This is a genomic window from Photobacterium damselae subsp. damselae, from assembly GCF_038086725.1.
GTDB classification, from domain to species: domain Bacteria; phylum Pseudomonadota; class Gammaproteobacteria; order Enterobacterales; family Vibrionaceae; genus Photobacterium; species Photobacterium damselae.
Genome location: NZ_CP146970.1, coordinates 39,674 through 59,181, shown reverse-complemented (window position 1 = coordinate 59,181; position 19,508 = coordinate 39,674). Strand labels below are relative to the sequence as shown.

The window sequence follows — 19,508 nt, the reverse complement described above, 5'->3', positions numbered from 1 at the left end:
ATGAGCCAAGCAGATGTTATTGAGACCAACCCATCACCACTACAAGGATCAGACTATTTACGTCAGATCCTAAAAGCGCCCGTTTATGAAGTTGCTCAAGTCACCCCATTGCAAACCATGGATCGACTCAGTACCAGACTGGGTAATCATATTGGACTTAAGCGCGAAGACCGCCAACCCGTGCACTCATTTAAACTGCGTGGCGCTTACAATATGATGGCACAACTTAGCCATGAACAAAAACAAGCTGGAGTGATCGCAGCATCGGCAGGTAACCATGCACAAGGCTTGGCTCTATCGGCCCAAAAGCTGGGTGTTCCTGCCATCATCGTAATGCCATTAACCACACCCGATATCAAGGTCAGTGCGGTACGAGGTTTTGGCGGGGATGTCATATTGCATGGCAGCAATTTCGATGAAGCCAAAGCTCACGCTCAACAATTATCGCAACAGCACGGTTACACCTTTATTCCTCCATTTGATCACCCTCAAATCATTGCAGGACAAGGCACCATAGGATTAGAGTTAATTCAGCAAAATGGTCACCTAGATTATATCTTTGTGCCTGTCGGTGGTGGCGGATTAGCAGCAGGCGTTGCCGTATTAGTTAAGCAACTGATGCCTGAAATCAAAGTGATTGGTGTCGAAGCTGAAGATTCCGCCTGTCTTAATGCGGCGCTAGATGCTGGTGAGCCCGTCACTTTAGATCAAGTCGGAATGTTTGCTGATGGCGTGGCTGTTAAACGCATTGGCGATGAAACATTTAGACTGTGCCAGCAGTTTCTTGATGGCGTTATTACCGTCAGTAGCGATGAAATCTGTGCTGCGGTTAAAGATATCTTTGAAGATACCCGAGCTATTGCTGAGCCTTCGGGAGCGTTATCGTTAGCGGGTTTAAAAAAATATGCTGAGCAATATCAATTAACCCAACAACAACTGGCCGCGGTACTGTCAGGGGCAAACCTTAACTTCCATGGTTTACGCTATGTATCCGAACGTTGTGAATTAGGAGAAAAGCGAGAAGGGCTATTGGCGGTAACCATTCCTGAGCGACCAGGAGCATTTCTTGATTTCTGTCGTCTATTAGGCGGTCGGGCAGTTACTGAATTTAACTACCGTTATAACCATAACCAACTGGCAAATATTTTTGTTGGGGTTCGCTTGCTCCAAGGGCAGGAAGAGTTGGATGCAATCATTACAGAGCTGCGTAAAGGCGGTTATCCTGTGGTGGATCTCTCAGATGATGAAATGGCCAAAGTTCATATTCGTTATATGATTGGAGGCAAACCCGCTAATGCATTAAAAGAGCGTCTGTACAGTTTTGAGTTTCCAGAATATCCAGGCGCACTGATTAAGTTTCTTAACACCTTGGGCACCCACTGGAATATCAGCTTATTTAACTACCGCAACCACGGTGCTGATTATGGTCGAGTGCTGTGTGGTTTTGAGCTTGATGATAAAGACTTACTCTCTTTTACCAGTTACTTACGCGAATTAGGTTATCACTGGAAAGATGAAACAGACAACCCTGCTTACCGTTTCTTCTTAGCTCAGCGTTAATCTCACAACCCAGAGTCATTATCCAACCGATAAAAAAACAGCGACGCAATGGTCGCTGTTTTTATGTATTCATCATTAACGGCGCTTTAAAGCCGTAATATAGTCTAACCAGCAAGAGATAAACTCTTTGTTATGCTTGATGAGTTGAGAGCGAACTTGACTTGGTACTTGGCCAAAGAGATTTAATAACTCTTGGATTTCGCTATGCTCATCACCCATTACCTTTTCTTCATCATCAAACACAAACCAAGTTAAAGGTCGACCTGTTAGCTGTGCAATTTCAACTAAGGTAGAAATACGTGGTTCAGTCTTTCCTGACTCTAAATCTAAATAAGTTTGACGGGCAATACCTAAGGTTTTCGCCATACCCACTTGAGTGATCTCTTTCCACTCTCGGGCTTCGCGAATTTTAGCTGCTATACGTGATTTTGAATTATCCATCTAATTACCATCAACATTTATCGTTATTGGCAGCAAACAAGGTGTAATAGTTGAGAGTCACTATGACAAAGATGTTGCCGTAAAAACAAATTATGACGCTAATAAGAATAAGATCACGGAATTCGAACTTAAAATGTGATATGCCGCTTTCCATGTAACCCAACATAGGCAAACACAAAAAAAATATGCCTACATAGATATACAAGCAAAACTATCAATTACACAGCATCAAGACTCATACTTTTTTTCTTATTTTTTATGAGTTAAGGCTCGAGTATACTCTGCCATAAACCCTGCTAATTGAAGACTTTGTTGTAATATCAAATGACGGGCAGAGTGAGGCAAACGACTAAAATACTGTAATAAACGATCCAGTTCTTCACGGTATTCACTTTCCAGCATTTCTGTGCCTTCATCACCATACACAAACCATGTCAATGGACGTTCAGTAATGTGTGATATTTCTGCTAATAAACGCACCTTTGGCTCAGTCTTTCCGGTTTCTAAATCGAGGTAGGTTTGCCTTGCGACTTCAAGTCGTTGCGCCATGTACACTTGAGTCAATCCTTTCCACTCTCGAGCTTCCTTAATTCTTGAAGCTATCGTTACTTTGTTATCAGTCATGAAGCATCTACTCCCTAAGATAATCTCTTCATGACAACCAATGCATACATTGTTCCAATCAATGAGAATAGCGCATTCAATTAGTTAGCTAAAAATATGACGTAAATAACTGTGAATTCTGTCGTAATTTAAAAATTGCACCGCAAAATGCGAGCAAAAAAATCTAGACATAAAAAAGGCAGATACTGAAAAAAACAGTATCTGCCATAATGATAAATATCTCAATATAAGCGAATTGGGAATTACTCTACCGTAACGGCTTTCGCTAAATTACGAGGCTGATCAACGTCTGTCCCCTTAATAAGAGCAACATGATACGACAGTAATTGCATTGGGATCGTGTAGAAAATAGGAGCGATAATCTCATCAACTTTTGGCATGGTGATGATCTTCATTCCTTCACTCGCTTCAAAGCCTGCTTCGTTGTCAGCAAAAACATACAATAGACCACCGCGTGCGCGAACTTCCTCGATATTAGATTTAAGTTTCTCAAGTAAATCGTTGGTAGGTGCAACCACAATGACTGGCATATCAGCATCAATTAACGCTAATGGGCCATGCTTTAGTTCACCTGCAGCATACGCTTCTGCATGAATGTAAGAGATCTCTTTCAGCTTTAAAGAGGCTTCTACTGCAATTGGGTAGAATTCACCACGGCCTAAAAATAGTGCGTGATGCTTATCGGCAAAATCTTCTGCTAAGGCTTCAATTGGCTTATCAAATGCGAGTGCTTTTTCAATATAGCTTGGTAGTTGCTGCATCGCATGAACAATTTTAGCTTCTAGCTCTGAATCAATCGCACCTTTTTCTTTACCCAATGCCGTTACCAGCATCAGTAGGGCAATAAGCTGTGTGGTGAACGCTTTTGTTGATGCAACACCAATTTCCGCCCCAGCTCGAGTCATAAAGGCTAAATCGGATTCACGAACTAACGAGGAACCCGCCACATTACAAATAGTCATTGCTGCCATATAGCCTTTCTCTTTGGCTAAACGAAGGGCGGCTAGGGTATCGGCAGTTTCACCTGACTGAGATAAGGTGATTAATAAACTATTTGGGCGGGTAACAAATTTGCGGTAACGAAACTCAGAAGCAATCTCAACATCGCAGCTTACGCCTGTCATCGCTTCAAACCAATAACGAGCAACCATGCCTGCATTGTAAGAAGTACCACAAGCCACAATTTGGATATGCTCAACTTTATTTAAAATCTCTTTAGCACCAGTGCCAATACTTTCAACCACAACGCTATTGTTACGAATACGACCTTCCATCGTATTAATTAATGCACTTGGCTGTTCATAGATCTCTTTTTGCATGTAATGGCGATACTGACCTTTATCTGCAGCATCATGCTCGACAGTGGACTCATGGATTTCACGTTGTACCGCTTGGCCAGCCTCATCAAAAATAGCGATATCTCGACGAGTAATTTCGGCTACATCACCTTCTTCTAAGAAAATGAACCGACGAGTAACGTTAAGTAGGGCGAGTTGATCAGAGGCAATAAAGTTTTCACCAACACCTAGACCAATGACCAATGGACTACCAGAACGAGCGACAACCACACGCTCATTATCACGGCGATCCATAACCACAGTACCGTATGCGCCTTCAAGTTGAGCTACTGTTTTCTGTACCGCTTCCAATATAGAGTCACTTTGTGCAAGCTCCCAATGAACAAGGTGCGCAATAACTTCAGTATCCGTTTGAGATTGAAATTCATAGCCACGCTGCTGAAGTAGACTACGCAACGCTTCGTGGTTTTCTATAATGCCGTTGTGAACAAGAGCGATATCGCCCGAAGTGTGGGGATGAGCATTTGCTTCTGACGGCTCACCATGGGTTGCCCAACGAGTATGAGCAATACCCGTACCGCCTGCAAGAGGCTGTTGCTCTAAGGCATCTGCCAACATTTGGACTTTACCTAGTCGACGAACGCGATGTAGCTGGTGCTCACTGTCGATCACAGCGATACCAGCAGAATCATAACCTCGGTATTCTAAACGACGCAGACCTTCTACCAAGATTTCTGCCACATCACGCTGTGCTACTGCACCAACAATCCCACACATATCGACTCCTGTTACTACTATTCAGGGGCGCGAATCACTTGCACCCCATGTTGTTCAATTTGTTGTTTTGCCGTATCACTCAATCCACTATCGGTAATAACCGTATTGATGTTGCTCCATGGAATCTCTAGATTCGGAATCTTTCGTCCAATCTTGCTCGATTCCACCATAACCACAACCTCGCGAGAGACTTCAGCCATAACTCGGCTTAGCCCAATTAACTCGTTAAAGGTTGTCGTTCCTCGTGCAATATCAATACCGTCGGCACCAATAAATAGCTGATCAAAATCGTAAGAACGCAGTACCGACTCAGCCACTTGGCCTTGAAAGGACTCTGAATGCGGATCCCATGTTCCACCAGTCATCAGTAACGTAGGCTCGTTTTCTAACTCATTTAATGCATTGGCAACCTGTAATGAGTTTGTCATCACGATCAACCCTTGCTTTCGACCCAGCAAACTGATTAAGGCTGCGGTTGTACTGCCACTGTCAACGATAATACGATTATGATCACGAATGCGTTTTTCTGCTTCTTGAGCGATAGCTACCTTTTGAACCGAAACTTTATCTTCTGAATCATCAGTCATAATCTCAGAGGGCATTGCAATGGCCCCACCATAACGACGAAGCAATAAGCCATTATTTTCTAATGCCGCAAGATCTTTACGAATAGTGACTTCAGAAGTCGCAAACTGTTCGGCTAGTTTGTCGACACTGACTTCGCCTTGTTCATTCACTAAAGTCACAATAGCGTGACGACGTTGCTGAGTGTTTCGTTTTGACATAATTCTGATTCGATAACTTTAAGTTTCGATTCGAAACTTATTTTAGCAGGAGTAAAACTTATAGATCAATGTTAAGAGCCAGAGATCTGCGAAAAAAAGATAAGATTCTCATAAGATAGAAGCCGTTATCTTGTTAGTCTAAGTGTAATCAATAAAAAAGGCAGGTGATATACCTGCCTTTTATAAAAGTTTCAGTTAAAAACTTATTACTTCTTAACTGGACGCTTCCAGCCTTGAATATTTCGCATTGGAGCGCGGGTGATCACCAACTCACCATCATTAACGTCTTTATTAATGGTAGAGCCAGCACCAATCGTTGCGCCTTTACCAACTTTCACAGGAGCAATCAGCTGAGTATCAGAGCCGACAAAAACATCATCTGCGATCTCAGTCTTAAATTTATTAGCGCCATCGTAGTTACAAGTGATAGTACCTGCACCGATGTTAACATTTGCACCAATCTCTGCATCGCCTAAATAGGTTAAGTGACCCGCTTTTGAACCTTCACCAAGACGCGCTTGTTTCATTTCAACAAAGTTACCTACGTGGGCATCACGCATCAGTTCAGCACCAGGGCGCAGACGGGTAAATGGGCCAACAGAACAATCTTCACCTACTGTTGCGCCTTCAATAACACTGTATGGACGGATCTCGGTGTTATCGTCAATCTCACAGTCTTTTAATACACAGCCAGCACCAATAACAACGTTATTACCCAAAGAAACAGAGCCTTCGATAATCACATTAACATCAATTTCAACATCAGTACCGCACTGTAGGTCACCACGCAGATCGAAACGAGCAGGATCTCGCAACATCACGCCTTGTTCTAATAGGCGCTCTGCTTGCATAGCCTGGAAAGCACGCTCTAAACGAGCCAATTGAATACGGTTGTTTACGCCTTCAACTTCAATTGCTTTTTCAGGGTGTACAGCTTCAACAGCACGACCTTCTTCGTGTGCAGCTGCAATAATATCGGTTAAGTAGTACTCACCTTGCGCGTTATCGTTTTTCAATGCTGATAACCAACGCTTCAGATCGCCACCGCTAACAACCATCACACCCGTGTTGATTTCTTTAATTAGCTTTTGCTCTTCTGTTGCATCTTTTTGTTCAACGATTGCAACAACAGGGCCATTACGACGCACAATACGACCGTAGCCAGTTGGATCATCTAGAACAACGGTCAGTAGCGCGATACCACCAGCTGGTTGAGCATCAAGAAGGTTTTCTAGCGTGGTTTGACTGATAAGTGGAACGTCTCCGTACAAAATCAGAACTTGTTCATCGTCAGCTAGATTAGGTGTCGCTTGGTTAACAGCATGACCAGTACCAAGTTGTTCAGCTTGTAGAACCCACTCTACTTGCTCTTGGCTCAGTACTTGTTTCATTTGATCGCCACCGTGGCCATAAACCAAATGAATATTATCGGCTCCGGTATCATTACATGTATCGATTACATGCTTAACCATAGGTTTTCCAGCCAAAGTATGCAGTACTTTTGGCAAATTGGAATACATACGGGTGCCTTTTCCCGCAGCGAGAATCACAGCGCTAAAGCTCATGATGGGGTATCCCTCTTGATGCATAGATTTTATTTAAGTCTGCATTGTAACGGGAAAGGAGATCGGAATTAAGCTTTCGAACCGAAATTTTTCCGTCTTTTAACATACAAAGTACAAACATTTTGTTTATGAATAGTACACAGATAATAAAAAAGCGACCCTAGGGTCGCTTTTTTGCTTTGATGCTGAATTAGCGAGCGCGCTTAGTCAACTCAATGACACGAAGCTGAGCAATTGCTTTTGCTAAATCGCTCGCCGCTTGAGCATAGTCGATATCACCATGCGGATTATGGATATGCTCCATCGCTTGGCGTTTCGCTTCTTCCGCTTTAGCCGCATCCAGATCAACACCACGAATTGCCGTATCAGCCAATACAGTTACTGTACTTGGTTGTACTTCTAACATGCCGCCAGATAGGTAAATTACCTCTTCTTCGCCATGTTGTTTCATAATGCGGATCATACCAGGGATAAGAGCGGTCAGCAGCGGGGTGTGACCGGCATGAATACCAAGCTCACCTTCGCTACCGGTCACCTGAATATTTTCAACACGACCAGAAAACAGACGTTTCTCCGCGCTTACTACATCCAGATGAAAGGTTATCGCTGCCATATCGCCTCCTAATTAGCTTATAGCGTCTTCGCTTTTTCTAATACTTCTTCAATCGCACCACAGTACATAAATGCCTGCTCTGGGATATCGTCGTATTCACCAGCTAGAAGACCCTTAAAGCTACGTAGCGTATCTTTAAGAGGAACGTAGATACCAGGTTGACCAGTAAATACTTCTGCTACGTGATAAGGCTGAGTTAGGAAACGTTCAATCTTACGCGCACGAGATACAGACAGTTTATCGTCTTCAGATAGCTCATCCATACCTAGGATTGCGATGATATCTTTCAGCTCTTTGTAGCGCTGTAGGATACTCTGAACGCCACGAGCAATATCATAGTGCTCTTGACCTACAACTAGAGGGTCTAGCATACGAGAAGTAGAATCTAGTGGGTCGATCGCAGGGTATAGACCTAGCGATGCAATTTGACGAGAAAGTACAACTGTTGCATCTAAGTGAGCAAACGTCGTTGCTGGAGATGGGTCAGTCAAGTCATCGGCTGGTACGTATACCGCCTGAACTGATGTGATAGAACCACTCTTCGTTGACGTGATACGCTCCTGAAGTACACCCATCTCTTCTGCAAGAGTTGGCTGGTAACCTACCGCAGAAGGCATACGACCTAGAAGTGCTGATACCTCAGTACCTGCTAGGGTATAACGGTAGATGTTATCGATGAACAGTAGAACGTCACGACCTTCGTCACGGAACTTCTCAGCCATCGTTAGACCAGTTAGTGCTACACGTAGACGGTTGCCCGGTGGCTCGTTCATCTGGCCGTAAACCATTGCTACTTTAGATTCAGCTGGATTTTCAACGTTAACAACGCCCGCTTCCTGCATTTCAAAGTAGAAATCGTTACCTTCACGAGTACGCTCACCAACACCAGCAAATACAGATAGACCTGAGTGCTGGATTGCGATGTTGTTGATAAGTTCCATCATGTTAACGGTCTTACCAACACCCGCACCACCGAATAGACCGATCTTACCGCCTTTTGCGAAAGGACAGATAAGGTCGATAACTTTAACGCCAGTTTCTAGCATTTCAGTGGTGTTAGATTGCTCTTCATAGCTAGGTGCTGCACGGTGAATTGCATAACGCTCTTCTTCACCGATATCACCGCGCTCATCAATTGCATCACCTAGAACGTTCATAATACGACCTAGGGTTGCAGTACCTACTGGCACTTCAATTGGGCGGCCTGTGTTTTCAACAGACAAACCACGACGTAAACCATCAGAAGTACCCATTGCGATACCACGAACTACGCCGCCACCAAGCTGCTGTTGAACTTCAAGTACTAGTGTACCTTGCTCTTTAGCATCAACGTGAAGGGCATCGTATACCTGTGGTACAGAGTCCTGTGGAAACTCTACGTCGACTACCGCACCGATGATCTGTACGATCTTACCTGTAGCCATCGTTAATCCTCTAAACTTATTAATTCTTTGCCTTAAACTGCTGCTGCACCAGATACAATTTCTGATAGCTCTTGTGTAATCGCTGTTTGACGAGCTTTGTTATACACAAGCTGCAAGTCATCAATTAAGTTGCCTGCATTATCTGTTGCCGCTTTCATTGCTACCATTCGAGCTGCCTGCTCACAAGCTAGGTTTTCCACTACACCTTGATACACTTGTGATTCAGCATAGCGAACCAATAGAGTATCGAGCAGTAGCTTAGGCTCTGGCTCATAAATGTAGTCCCAAGAATGGTTGCGTTGCATGTCTTCATCTTGTGACTTAGGCAAAGGCAACAATTGATCGATCACTGGATCTTGCACCATGGTGTTGACAAACTTGTTGTAAACCAGATACAGACGATCCAATTGGCCTTCATCATATTTCTTCAGCATAACGCCAACGGTACCAATCAGTTCATCCACTGTTGGCGCATCACCCAAGCCAGAAACTTGAGCTGATACATTACCGCCGTAGCTGTTAAAGAACGCAGTCGCTTTCGCACCGATAAGAGCAAGCTCTACTTCGGCACCTTGCTGATTCCATTGCTGGATATCTGTGATTGCTTTTTTGAACAAGTTAATGTTCAAGCCACCACATAAACCGCGGTCTGTTGAAACAATGATGTAACCTACGCGCTTGGCTTCACGCTCCTCTAAATAAGGATGCTGATATTCAAGACTACCAAGGGCGATATGACCGATCACTTTGCGCATAGTTTGGGCGTATGGACGTGATGATTCCATTGCATCTTGCGTTTTACGCATTTTAGATGCAGCAACCATCTCCATCGCTTTGGTGATCTTCTGTGTGTTTTTCACACTACCGATCTTATTACGAATCTCTTTTGCGCCGGCCATCGTTACTCTCCGTTAGAAGGTGATCGCGTACGACCACCTACCAATTACCAAGTCTGGGTCGCTTTGAAATCTTCCAGCAGTTTCGTGAACTGCGCTTCGATTTCGTCGTTCCAAGCACCCGTTTCATCAATCTGTGCTACTAGCTCAGCAAATTGACCTTTAGCGTATGAAAGTAACGCAGCTTCAAAATCAGCAAGCTTGGTTAGCTCAACATCATTTAGATAGCCTTTTTCAGCAGAGAAGATAACAATCGCTTGCTCAAATACAGACATTGGCGCGTATTGTTTCTGCTTCATTAACTCAGTTACTTTCTGACCGTGGTCTAGCTGTTTCTTAGTCGCATCATCTAGGTCAGATGAGAACTGAGCAAACGCTGCAAGTTCACGATACTGAGCCAGAGCAGTACGGATACCACCAGATAGCTTCTTGATAACTTTAGTTTGAGCAGCACCACCTACACGAGATACAGAGATACCAGGATCGACCGCAGGACGAATACCAGCATTGAATAGCTCAGTTTGTAGGAAGATCTGACCGTCGGTGATAGAGATTACGTTAGTCGGTACGAACGCTGATACGTCACCCGCTTGCGTTTCGATAATAGGAAGCGCAGTTAACGAACCTGTTTTACCTGTCACTTCACCATTAGTGAATTTCTCAACGTAGTGCTCGTTTACACGTGCAGCACGCTCTAGAAGACGTGAGTGAAGGTAGAAAACATCACCAGGGAATGCTTCACGGCCCGGTGGACGGCGAAGTAGTAGAGAGATTTGACGGTAAGCTACCGCTTGCTTAGATAGATCATCATAAACAATCAGTGCGTCTTCGCCACGGTCGCGGAAGTATTCACCCATCGCACAACCTGAGTATGGAGCTAGATATTGAAGTGCCGCAGCTTCTGATGCTGATGCAACAACAATAATCGTATTATCAAGAGCGCCGTGCTCTTCTAGCTTACGTACTACGTTGGCAATAGTGGATGCTTTCTGGCCGATAGCAACATATACCGAATAAATACCAGAGTTCTTCTGGTTGATGATGGCATCAATAGCCATCGCCGTTTTACCAGTCTGACGGTCACCGATGATAAGCTCACGCTGGCCACGACCGATTGGAATCATCGAGTCCACTGCCTTGTAACCAGTCTGTACTGGCTGATCAACAGATTTACGATCGATAACACCTGGTGCAATCACTTCTACCGGAGAGAAAGTTTTTGCATTAATAGGACCTTTACCATCGATTGGCTCACCTAGAGTGTTTACCACACGACCTAACAGTTCAGGACCTACAGGTACTTCAAGAATACGACCTGTACCCGTTACCTTCATACCTTCTTGCAGGTCAAGGTAAGGACCCATTACTACCGCACCTACTGAGTCACGCTCAAGGTTAAGAGCAAGGGCAAAACGGCCATTTGGTAATTCAATCATTTCACCTTGCATAACGTCTGCAAGGCCATGGATACGAATGATACCGTCGCTTACCGAGACGATAGTACCTTCGTTACGCGCTTCACTAACTACGTTGAAAGATTCAATACGTTGTTTGATCAGATCGCTAATTTCCGTGGAATTAAGTTGCATGCTCCAATTCCCCAAATCAAGACAGCAATGTATCGCTCAGGCGAGCAAGTTTGCCACGCACTGAATTATCGATAACCAGGTCTCCAGCTCTAATTACAACCCCAGCAATTAGGGTCTCATCTACGCTGCAGCTCAGCTTAACTTTACGCTCTAGACGCGTACTCAGTTTCGCTTCAATGGCATCACGTTGAGCATCATTTAGCTCAATAGCTGAAACCACAACGGCTTCAACAGTTTTTTCAAGCTCGTTCTTCAACAGCATGAATTCGTGATACACATCAGGAAGCGCTTTTAAGCGTCCATTCTCAGCCATTACCTTTAATAGGTTTTGGCCGTGTTCGTCGAGTTGTTCACCACAAACTGCCACGAAAATTTCGGACAGTTTGTCAGCTGCGTAACCACTATCCAAGATATCTTGCATAGTGTCATTTTCAGCAACCTCACTAGCAAACAGTAGCATTTCTGCCCATGGTGCTAGGGTGTTCTTCTCAACAGCAAAATCAAAAGCGGCTTTTGCGTAGGGGCGTGCGATTGTGGCTAATTCCGACATAGCTTGCCCCTTCTATTACAGTTCTGCAGTGACTTTGCTTAGAATCTCTGCTTGAGCATCTTTATCGATAGAATGCTCAATGATCTTCTCAGCGCCAATCACAGCTAGAGTTGCAACTTGTTTTCTCAGCTCGTCACGAGCGCGATTACGCTCCGCTTCGATTTCTGCCATACCTTGCGCGATGATCTTCTCACGCTCGGTTAGAGCTTCAGCTTTCGCTTCATCTAGAATCTGAGACTTGCGTTTGTTCGCTTGCTCGATGATTTCAGACGCTGCGCGTTTTGCTTCTTTTAGCTGATCAGAAGCATTTGCTTTAGCTAGGTCTAGGTCTTTGGTAGCGCGATCAGCAGCTGCCAAACCGTCAGCAATTTTCTTCTGACGTTCTTCAATCGCTTGCATAATTGGTGGCCATACATATTTCATGCAGAACACCACAAATAAGAAGAAAGCGATCGCCTGGCCCAGCAAAGTTGCATTCATATTCACAATGCATCTCCTTCAAAAAGGGTTGCGGGTCCATTCGTTAACAGCAATAACCGAGTACAGTTATTGCTATGCGTTATTAGCCAGCTAGCTGACCAACAAATGGGTTTGCGAATGTGAATAGTAGAGCGATTACGATACCGATCATTGGAACCGCATCAAGTAGACCTGCGATGATGAACATCTTAACTTGAAGCATTGGTGCCATTTCTGGTTGACGTGCAGCACCTTCAAGGAATTTACCACCAAGAAGTGCGAAGCCGATTGCTGTACCAAGTGCAGCAAGACCTACAATGATGCCCACGGCAATTGCAGAAAAGCTTAATAAAGTTTCCATCACTATCTCCAGTTTAGAGTTGTTGGCTAATGTGCCAAAAAAACAAAAAAAGAAAAAAATATCAATCGTTAATGATTGTCTTCATGCGCCTGAGATAGGTACACAATAGTCAACATCATAAACACGAACGCTTGAATTGTAATGACTAGGATGTGGAAAATTGCCCACGGTAGCGAGCCTAGCCATTGTGCCCACCACGGCATCAATGCCGCGATAAGAATAAACACCACCTCACCGGCAAACATATTACCGAACAAACGCATACCAAGAGAAAGCGGTTTAGCCAATAGCGATACCACTTCTAGAAGTAGGTTGAACGGAATCATCACCGGGTGATTGAACGGGTGAAGAGCCAGTTCTTTAGCAAAGCCGCCAAGTCCTTTTACCTTAATGCTGTAGTAGATCATTAACGCAAAAACACCCAACGCCATAGCCATGGTGATGTTGACATCAGCACTTGGAACCACCTTCAGATAAGGGATACCAAGACTACTTGCTGCATACGGAAGAAAATCGATTGGCACTAAGTCCATGATGTTCATCAGTAGAATCCAGCAGAAAATAGTAAGCGCCAAAGGAGCTATTAGTGGGTTGCGACCATGGAAAGTCTCTTTGACATTAGAATCAACGAACTCAACCATAATCTCAACAAAACACTGTAGCTTACTTGGCACACCTGATGTTGCTTGCTTCGCTGCTTTGCGGAATAGCCATAAAAAAGCCAAACCGGTTAACACAGAGAAGAACAAGCTATCTAAATGAACCGTCCAGAATCCACCATTGCCCACTGCTAAATTGGTTAAGTGGTGGGTAATGTATCCTGACGGCGTTAGCGCTTCACCTGGCGCAGCCATAACTCATCCTATTTGTTGTTGTTAATGAATAAAACCGGCCCAAAGATATTAATACCAAGAGCCAGCAAATAGGTTAGTTTGAGGGGAAGTAAATCCACCTCGGTATACAGGTAAACAACAGCAAAGAGGATAACTGTGATGAGAATTTTGAGTACTTCACCGCCATAGAATGACGCCATGACCAGACGTGCCTTGCGAGCACCACTGAACATGAAAGCACAACAAGCAAAGACAGCTTGGGCAACAATAAAGATGCCACCACCGATAAATGCGGAGATTCCCCAGTCAATATTAACAGCAAATGCTGCCAGTATTGCCGTTGCCAAAACGACGCCAGATTGTAGTAACAGCAACCGTTTTGCCAATTGGCGTCCCGGTCTAACTAGCGCCGATACCATGTATTCGTTCCTCGAGTCCATTCCACTACACGATTGTGAGGGGAAAACAGCGAAAATTATACGCAAGTGATAAGAGTGAATGCAATCTCATCACAGCAAAAAAAGTCGGCAGAATTTACAACACAATAACTTGATCACGTGTTATTTAATGCATTTAACAAAAATTACACACTTTAAACTCAAATTATTGACCAATCTTGTCCAAAATCTGCTGAAGTTCATGATCTTGATCAAAGCTAATTACAATTTTTCCTTTGCCATTTTTTTGTTTAGAGATGGCAACAGGTGTTCCAAACTGCTCTGATAGACGATTTTCTATCGCCTCAACGGCTGGATTTTTCGTAACTTTTTTAGCTTCAATTTGAGGCTCTAATTGCTTTTTAACCAGAGCTTCTGTTTCACGAACTGTTAACGCTTTACTTACAACAATTTGCGCTATCGCTAACTGTTGCTCTGTCGGTAAAGCCAATAATGCTCGAGCATGACCCATTTCAATCTGCTTGGTTTCAACAAGGTGTTTAACCTCTGTTGCCAATTGATTTAAACGCAATAAATTGGATACCGCAGTACGAGATTTACCAACAGCTTGCGCTAATTGTTGGTGAGTCAGTGAGAACTCACTTTGTAAACGTTCTAATGCTTGAGCTTCTTCCATAACATTGAGATCTTCACGTTGGATATTCTCAATAAGAGCAATAGCCATAGTAGCGCGATCATCAACTGATTTCACTATACAAGGCACTTGCTTAAGCCCAGCTTGACGAGCTGCGCGCCAACGACGCTCACCAGCAATGATCTCAAAGTGAGAGTTTGTCAGTTCACGAACAATAATCGGCTGAATAATGCCTTGAGTGCGAATAGATTCGGTCAGTTCAGCCAATGCCTCATCCGCCATATCTTTACGCGGCTGATATTTGCCTGACTGCAATTGTGAGACAGCGAGCTCTCGTAGCGCGCCATCATTTGAAAGGGTTTGTGCTTGGTTGGCAGCTTGTTGTTTAGCCAACGCGACAGAGCTCGTTGCGAATAACGCATCAAGACCTTTTCCTAGGCCTCTCTTACTCATGTTTTATTTCCTATTTTTATGCGTTGACAGTTTCAGCTTGAGATAACTGTTGCTCTTCTCGACGGATCATCTCACCAGCAAGGGCAAGATAAGCTTTAGCGCCACTAGAATATTTATCGTAATACATTGCAGGTCGGCCATGACTTGGGGCCTCTGCTAAACGTACATTGCGAGGAATGACCGTTCGATAAACTTTATCACCGAAGTGCTTCTTCAACTGATCAGACACTTCATTGGCAAGGCGATTACGCGGGTCGAACATGGTTCGAAGTAAGCCTTCAATTTTTAGATCCGCATTGACTACTGCGGTAAGCTTACTAATTGTATCCATCAGAGCTGTTAATCCTTCCAGTGCAAAATACTCACACTGCATTGGGACCAAAACAGAATCTGCCGCTGTCATCGCATTGATTGTAAGTAGGTTTAGTGCAGGCGGACAATCAATAAAGATGAAATCATAGTTATCGCGAACTGTCGCTAACGCATTACGTAAACGAACTTCTCGCGCAAAAACTTCCATCAATTTGATTTCAGCTGCGGTCACATCACCATTGGCCGCTATCAAATGATAACCGCCTGTCGTTTCAGTGATCGCAACTTGTTCAAATGGGGTCTGTTCGACCAGAAGATCATACGCAGTAGCTTCAACTTGGTACTTATCAACACCACTGGCCATCGTTGCATTACCTTGAGGATCAAGATCAATCACCAAGACTTTACGTTGAGTGGCAGCAAGAGATGCTGCTAAATTCACACATGTTGTTGTTTTACCTACGCCACCTTTTTGGTTGGCAACTGCTATGATTCTTCCCACGAACAAACCTCAATTATCATTCCTTTGCGCTTAGCACCACAAGGTGACGCTCACCTTCCAATTCAGGTACACGCAGAGAGTTAACCTCATTTACCGTGCACCAGTCAGGAAGTTCTGCCACTTCTTGTTCACTAAACTGTCCTTTAAGTGCTAAAAAGTTACCATTCGCCTTAGGTAGGTGGTGACACCAAGTGACCATATCCGTCATCGATGCAAATGCTCGACTCAAGACACCATCAAACCCTTCTTCTGGTTGGAACTCTTCAACACGACTCTGTACTGGTGTCACATTGGTAATTTTTAATTCAAAAATGACCTGACGAATAAAGCGAATTCGTTTACCTAAGCTATCGAGCAAAGTAAAAGATTTCTCTGGACACATAATTGCCAGAGGAATGCCCGGTAGACCAGGTCCGGTACCCACATCAATATAGTGGTCACCTTTTAGGTATTCACTTACGACAATACTATCCATGATATGTTTCACTAACATCTCATTTGGATCACGCACAGAAGTCAGATTATACGCTTTATTCCATTTGTTCAGCAGTTCAACATAGCCTACTAGCTGGTCTAATTGCTGTTCTGTGACCTGTAGGTCAGTTTGAGAAATTAATTGGGCTAAACGTTGTTTCACAACAAACTCCTATTCGCCTTTTTTCAGCAAGCCTTGCTTTTTCAAGTACACAAGCAGCAATGAGATAGCCGCAGGAGTAACACCTGAAATACGAGATGCCATACCTACCGTTTCCGGTTTTGCATCGTTTAGCTTCGCAATCACTTCGTTTGATAGACCTTTAACAACGCTATAGTCTAAATCAAATGGTAGTTTGGTTTTTTCATGGCGAAGTGATTTTTCTACTTCATCTTTTTGGCGATCGATATAACCTTGGTATTTAACCTGGATTTCGACTTGCTCACTCGCTTGCGTATCTTCAAGAGCCGGACCAAAAGTCTCAATCGCTGTTAGCATGTCATAAGTCACTTCTGGACGACGAAGTAGATCCTCACCACTTGCTTCACGTACGATAGGCGTTTTTAGGATCTTATTAAGTTCATCAACTTGTGCTGAATTTGGATTGATCCAAATATCTTTCAAACGTTGACGTTCTTGTTCCATATTTTCGATCTTCTGATTGAAACGAGCCCAACGCTCATCATCAACCAAACCAAATTGACGACCCATTTCGGTTAGACGTAAATCGGCATTATCTTCACGAAGTAGCAGACGGTATTCCGCGCGAGAGGTAAACATACGGTATGGTTCTTTCGTACCAATTGTTGATAGGTCATCAATCAATACACCCATATATGCCTGATCACGACGAGGGCTCCAACCATCTTTGCCTTGAGCGCACAACGCAGCGTTCATACCCGCTAATAGGCCTTGTGCCGCTGCTTCTTCGTAGCCAGTTGTACCGTTAATCTGACCCGCAAAGAACAAGCCTGCCATAAATTTGGTTTCAAAAGTTTGTTTTAGATCGCGAGGATCAAAGAAATCGTACTCGATAGCATAGCCAGGTCGAACGATATCTGCGTTTTCAAAACCTTTCATTGAGCGCACGATCTGCATCTGAACATCAAATGGCAAACTGGTTGAGATACCATTTGGATACAGTTCATGTGTTGTTAAGCCTTCTGGCTCAATAAAGATTTGATGGCTGTTTTTATCTGCAAAACGCATTACTTTGTCTTCGATCGATGGACAGTATCGAGGACCAACACCTTCGATTACACCCGCATACATTGGGCTACGATCTAGGTTGTTGCGAATTACATCATGAGTACGTTCATTGGTATGAGTGATAAAACAAGGGATCTGACGCGGATGATCCGATTGCTTACCCATAAATGAAAATACAGGAGTTGGGTTATCACCAAACTGTTTTTCTAGCACGCTAAAATCAACAGTACGCGCATCAATTCGAGGTGGTGTACCCGTTTTTAAGCGGCTTACACGAAATGGAAGTTCACGTAAGCGATGAGCTAGTGCTATGGATGGTGGATCGCCTGCACGACCGCCATTGTAGTTCTCTAAGCCAATATGGATTCGGCCGCCAAGGAAAGTACCTACGGTCAATACCACAGCTTTAGCGCGGAATTTCAAACCCATTTCAGTTACTGCACCAACAACACGATCTTGCTCAACGATAAGATCAGTAACGGCTTGTTGGAATAGCATCAAGTTAGGTTGATTCTCTAATGCTTCACGAACCGCCGCTTTGTAAAGTGCACGGTCAGCTTGAGCACGAGTTGCGCGAACAGCAGGGCCTTTAGAAGAGTTAAGTGTACGAAATTGGATCCCGCCTTTATCGATGGCACGCGCCATTAGGCCGCCAAGTGCATCGACTTCTTTAACCAGGTGTCCTTTCCCGATCCCGCCGATAGCTGGGTTACAAGACATTTGACCCAATGTGTCAATATTATGCGTCAAAAGTAAGGTTTTTTGTCCCATTCGAGCAGCAGCGAGCGCAGCTTCAGTACCTGCGTGACCACCACCCACAACGATGACATCAAAATTATCCTGGTAAAACATGGAACTGCCTTAGGTATTTTAAATAGCCAATGAGTTAACTACGAGCAAAGGGACGTTATTCTATCCTTTTTCTTAAAAAGAGAGAATCTTTCATCAAGATCATTTGATCATGAGTTTTGTCTTCTTTAAATATATATAAAGATCTTTTAAGAAGATCTTTTGTTAGATCTACTATTAAGATCGCATGATCGTGTGGATAAGTGATAAATGATCCTAATGATCATGAGTTTATCGAGGATCATTTGCTGTGGAGGAGCTTGGATCTTATTTGGGATTAGCTGGGATCTAAATAGGCACTTATACACAGGGCATGGGGGATCTAAAATTTATACAATGGATAACTAAGGGTTGATCACTGTTTAGATCTATAGTTATCCACAGAAAAAAGTTTTAGATCCGGCTTAAAATTGAGTAATAATTGATGAATTATTAACCGTTATAACGTATTTTTCCATTGCTCAAGCCAGATTTCTGCTGGTTCTTCAGGTACTGGATGAGCTGAAACATCAATATCAAGGCGTGGAGCGATAAGTTTTGCCCCTAGATCCACCAGCATTTGTTCTATTTTCTTTCCTGCCGCACAGAAGGTGTCATAACTACTATCACCTAAACCAACTACAGCCAGTTTGAGCTCTGAACAATCGGGCTTTTGTTCAATAATTTGAGATGCAAAACTTTGAAAATTATCAGGAAAATCACCTGCTCCATGAGTTGAACACACAATAATCCACAACCCGCTGGTGGCTAGAGTGTTTAAATCGGCCTGATTTTCAATTTCTGTGTTGTGACCATCTTCTGTTAATAAATCAGCCAGATGCTCTGCAACATATTCTGCACCGCCTAAAGTACTGCCGGTGATAAAAGTGATATCTGTCATACAATCCTCAATGATACGTTC

20 protein-coding genes are annotated in these 19,508 nt (G+C 43.7%); 1 reads left to right on the top strand and 19 read right to left on the bottom strand.

All coding sequences use genetic code 11. The features are described from left to right. Positions 1-1,560: a threonine ammonia-lyase, biosynthetic gene (gene ilvA, locus WAX86_RS00275; protein WP_341488974.1), complete on the top strand. Its 1,560-nt coding sequence runs from the start codon at positions 1-3 to the stop codon at positions 1,558-1,560. 75 nt (positions 1,561-1,635) lie between these two features. Here the strand turns inward: ilvA and WAX86_RS00270 are convergent, their stop codons facing one another. The 19 genes from WAX86_RS00270 to mioC all read right to left on the bottom strand — a co-directional run bounded on the left by WAX86_RS00270 (position 1,636) and on the right by mioC (position 19,487). Next, entirely contained in the window at positions 1,636-2,001 is a 366-nt protein-coding gene (locus WAX86_RS00270; RefSeq protein ID WP_036764610.1) for a helix-turn-helix transcriptional regulator, read from the bottom strand. 249 nt (positions 2,002-2,250) lie between these two features. Further along, a complete protein-coding gene (locus WAX86_RS00265) occupies positions 2,251-2,625 on the bottom strand; it encodes a helix-turn-helix transcriptional regulator (protein ID WP_036764611.1) in 375 nt (124 codons plus the stop codon). Positions 2,626-2,867: 242 nt separating this feature from the next. Continuing rightward, entirely contained in the window at positions 2,868-4,700 is a 1,833-nt protein-coding gene (gene glmS / locus WAX86_RS00260; RefSeq protein ID WP_341488973.1) for a glutamine--fructose-6-phosphate transaminase (isomerizing), read from the bottom strand. 17 nt (positions 4,701-4,717) lie between these two features. Continuing rightward, a complete protein-coding gene (locus WAX86_RS00255; protein ID WP_005302220.1) occupies positions 4,718-5,485 on the bottom strand; it encodes a DeoR/GlpR family DNA-binding transcription regulator in 768 nt (255 codons plus the stop codon). Positions 5,486-5,691: 206 nt separating this feature from the next. Then, positions 5,692-7,050: a bifunctional UDP-N-acetylglucosamine diphosphorylase/glucosamine-1-phosphate N-acetyltransferase GlmU gene (gene glmU / locus WAX86_RS00250; protein WP_036764612.1), complete on the bottom strand. Its 1,359-nt coding sequence runs from the start codon at positions 7,048-7,050 to the stop codon at positions 5,692-5,694. A 190-nt stretch (positions 7,051-7,240) separates the two neighbouring features. After that, a complete protein-coding gene (locus tag WAX86_RS00245; RefSeq protein WP_044180370.1) occupies positions 7,241-7,663 on the bottom strand; it encodes a F0F1 ATP synthase subunit epsilon in 423 nt (140 codons plus the stop codon). Positions 7,664-7,680: 17 nt separating this feature from the next. Then, positions 7,681-9,087 carry a F0F1 ATP synthase subunit beta gene (atpD, locus tag WAX86_RS00240; RefSeq protein WP_005302228.1) on the bottom strand — a complete coding sequence of 469 codons (1,407 nt, stop codon included), beginning with the start codon at positions 9,085-9,087 and terminating at the stop codon, positions 7,681-7,683. Positions 9,088-9,119: 32 nt separating this feature from the next. Then, positions 9,120-9,986, bottom strand: a complete 867-nt coding sequence (gene atpG / locus WAX86_RS00235; protein WP_005302231.1) for a F0F1 ATP synthase subunit gamma — start codon at positions 9,984-9,986, stop codon at positions 9,120-9,122. A gap of 44 nt (positions 9,987-10,030) precedes the next feature. Next, entirely contained in the window at positions 10,031-11,572 is a 1,542-nt protein-coding gene (atpA, locus tag WAX86_RS00230) for a F0F1 ATP synthase subunit alpha (RefSeq protein WP_065170997.1), read from the bottom strand. Between the two features lie 16 nt (positions 11,573-11,588). Then, on the bottom strand, positions 11,589-12,122 hold the full coding sequence (gene atpH, locus WAX86_RS00225) for a F0F1 ATP synthase subunit delta (protein WP_005302239.1): 534 nt from the start codon (positions 12,120-12,122) through the stop codon (positions 11,589-11,591). Positions 12,123-12,137: 15 nt separating this feature from the next. Next, positions 12,138-12,608, bottom strand: a complete 471-nt coding sequence (gene atpF, locus WAX86_RS00220) for a F0F1 ATP synthase subunit B (RefSeq protein ID WP_036764613.1) — start codon at positions 12,606-12,608, stop codon at positions 12,138-12,140. Positions 12,609-12,684: 76 nt separating this feature from the next. Then, positions 12,685-12,942 carry a F0F1 ATP synthase subunit C gene (gene atpE, locus WAX86_RS00215; RefSeq protein ID WP_005302247.1) on the bottom strand — a complete coding sequence of 86 codons (258 nt, stop codon included), beginning with the start codon at positions 12,940-12,942 and terminating at the stop codon, positions 12,685-12,687. Between the two features lie 68 nt (positions 12,943-13,010). Then, positions 13,011-13,796 carry a F0F1 ATP synthase subunit A gene (atpB, locus tag WAX86_RS00210; protein ID WP_005302250.1) on the bottom strand — a complete coding sequence of 262 codons (786 nt, stop codon included), beginning with the start codon at positions 13,794-13,796 and terminating at the stop codon, positions 13,011-13,013. An 8-nt stretch (positions 13,797-13,804) separates the two neighbouring features. Then, the gene (locus WAX86_RS00205) at positions 13,805-14,194 is read right to left on the bottom strand and encodes a F0F1 ATP synthase subunit I (protein ID WP_065170996.1); all 390 of its coding nucleotides are present in this window, start codon (positions 14,192-14,194) and stop codon (positions 13,805-13,807) included. Positions 14,195-14,378: 184 nt separating this feature from the next. Continuing rightward, the gene (locus WAX86_RS00200; RefSeq protein ID WP_341488972.1) at positions 14,379-15,260 is read right to left on the bottom strand and encodes a ParB/RepB/Spo0J family partition protein; all 882 of its coding nucleotides are present in this window, start codon (positions 15,258-15,260) and stop codon (positions 14,379-14,381) included. A gap of 16 nt (positions 15,261-15,276) precedes the next feature. Beyond that, entirely contained in the window at positions 15,277-16,074 is a 798-nt protein-coding gene (locus tag WAX86_RS00195; RefSeq protein WP_005302255.1) for a ParA family protein, read from the bottom strand. A 16-nt stretch (positions 16,075-16,090) separates the two neighbouring features. After that, complete coding sequence (rsmG, locus tag WAX86_RS00190; RefSeq protein WP_065170994.1) at positions 16,091-16,711, bottom strand: 16S rRNA (guanine(527)-N(7))-methyltransferase RsmG; 621 nt, start codon at positions 16,709-16,711, stop codon at positions 16,091-16,093. 9 nt (positions 16,712-16,720) lie between these two features. Then, a complete protein-coding gene (gene mnmG, locus WAX86_RS00185) occupies positions 16,721-18,610 on the bottom strand; it encodes a tRNA uridine-5-carboxymethylaminomethyl(34) synthesis enzyme MnmG (protein WP_005302259.1) in 1,890 nt (629 codons plus the stop codon). Between the two features lie 436 nt (positions 18,611-19,046). Further along, positions 19,047-19,487: an FMN-binding protein MioC gene (gene mioC / locus WAX86_RS00180; RefSeq protein WP_065170992.1), complete on the bottom strand. Its 441-nt coding sequence runs from the start codon at positions 19,485-19,487 to the stop codon at positions 19,047-19,049. Positions 19,488-19,508 lie beyond the last annotated feature (21 nt).

Bases quoted from the DNA above. Each gene is read 5' to 3' on its own strand.
- ilvA (WP_341488974.1), top strand. From the start codon at position 1: ATGAGCCAAGCAGATGTTATTGAGACCAACCCATCACCACTACAAGGA.
- WAX86_RS00270 (WP_036764610.1), bottom strand. From the start codon at position 2,001: ATGGATAATTCAAAATCACGTATAGCAGCTAAAATTCGCGAAGCCCGA.
- WAX86_RS00265 (WP_036764611.1), bottom strand. From the start codon at position 2,625: ATGACTGATAACAAAGTAACGATAGCTTCAAGAATTAAGGAAGCTCGA.
- glmS (WP_341488973.1), bottom strand. From the start codon at position 4,700: ATGTGTGGGATTGTTGGTGCAGTAGCACAGCGTGATGTGGCAGAAATC.
- WAX86_RS00255 (WP_005302220.1), bottom strand. From the start codon at position 5,485: ATGTCAAAACGAAACACTCAGCAACGTCGTCACGCTATTGTGACTTTA.
- glmU (WP_036764612.1), bottom strand. From the start codon at position 7,050: ATGAGCTTTAGCGCTGTGATTCTCGCTGCGGGAAAAGGCACCCGTATG.
- WAX86_RS00245 (WP_044180370.1), bottom strand. From the start codon at position 7,663: ATGGCAGCGATAACCTTTCATCTGGATGTAGTAAGCGCGGAGAAACGT.
- atpD (WP_005302228.1), bottom strand. From the start codon at position 9,087: ATGGCTACAGGTAAGATCGTACAGATCATCGGTGCGGTAGTCGACGTA.
- atpG (WP_005302231.1), bottom strand. From the start codon at position 9,986: ATGGCCGGCGCAAAAGAGATTCGTAATAAGATCGGTAGTGTGAAAAAC.
- atpA (WP_065170997.1), bottom strand. From the start codon at position 11,572: ATGCAACTTAATTCCACGGAAATTAGCGATCTGATCAAACAACGTATT.
- atpH (WP_005302239.1), bottom strand. From the start codon at position 12,122: ATGTCGGAATTAGCCACAATCGCACGCCCCTACGCAAAAGCCGCTTTT.
- atpE (WP_005302247.1), bottom strand. From the start codon at position 12,942: ATGGAAACTTTATTAAGCTTTTCTGCAATTGCCGTGGGCATCATTGTA.
- atpB (WP_005302250.1), bottom strand. From the start codon at position 13,796: ATGGCTGCGCCAGGTGAAGCGCTAACGCCGTCAGGATACATTACCCAC.
- WAX86_RS00205 (WP_065170996.1), bottom strand. From the start codon at position 14,194: ATGGTATCGGCGCTAGTTAGACCGGGACGCCAATTGGCAAAACGGTTG.
- WAX86_RS00200 (WP_341488972.1), bottom strand. From the start codon at position 15,260: ATGAGTAAGAGAGGCCTAGGAAAAGGTCTTGATGCGTTATTCGCAACG.
- mnmG (WP_005302259.1), bottom strand. From the start codon at position 18,610: ATGTTTTACCAGGATAATTTTGATGTCATCGTTGTGGGTGGTGGTCAC.
- mioC (WP_065170992.1), bottom strand. From the start codon at position 19,487: ATGACAGATATCACTTTTATCACCGGCAGTACTTTAGGCGGTGCAGAA.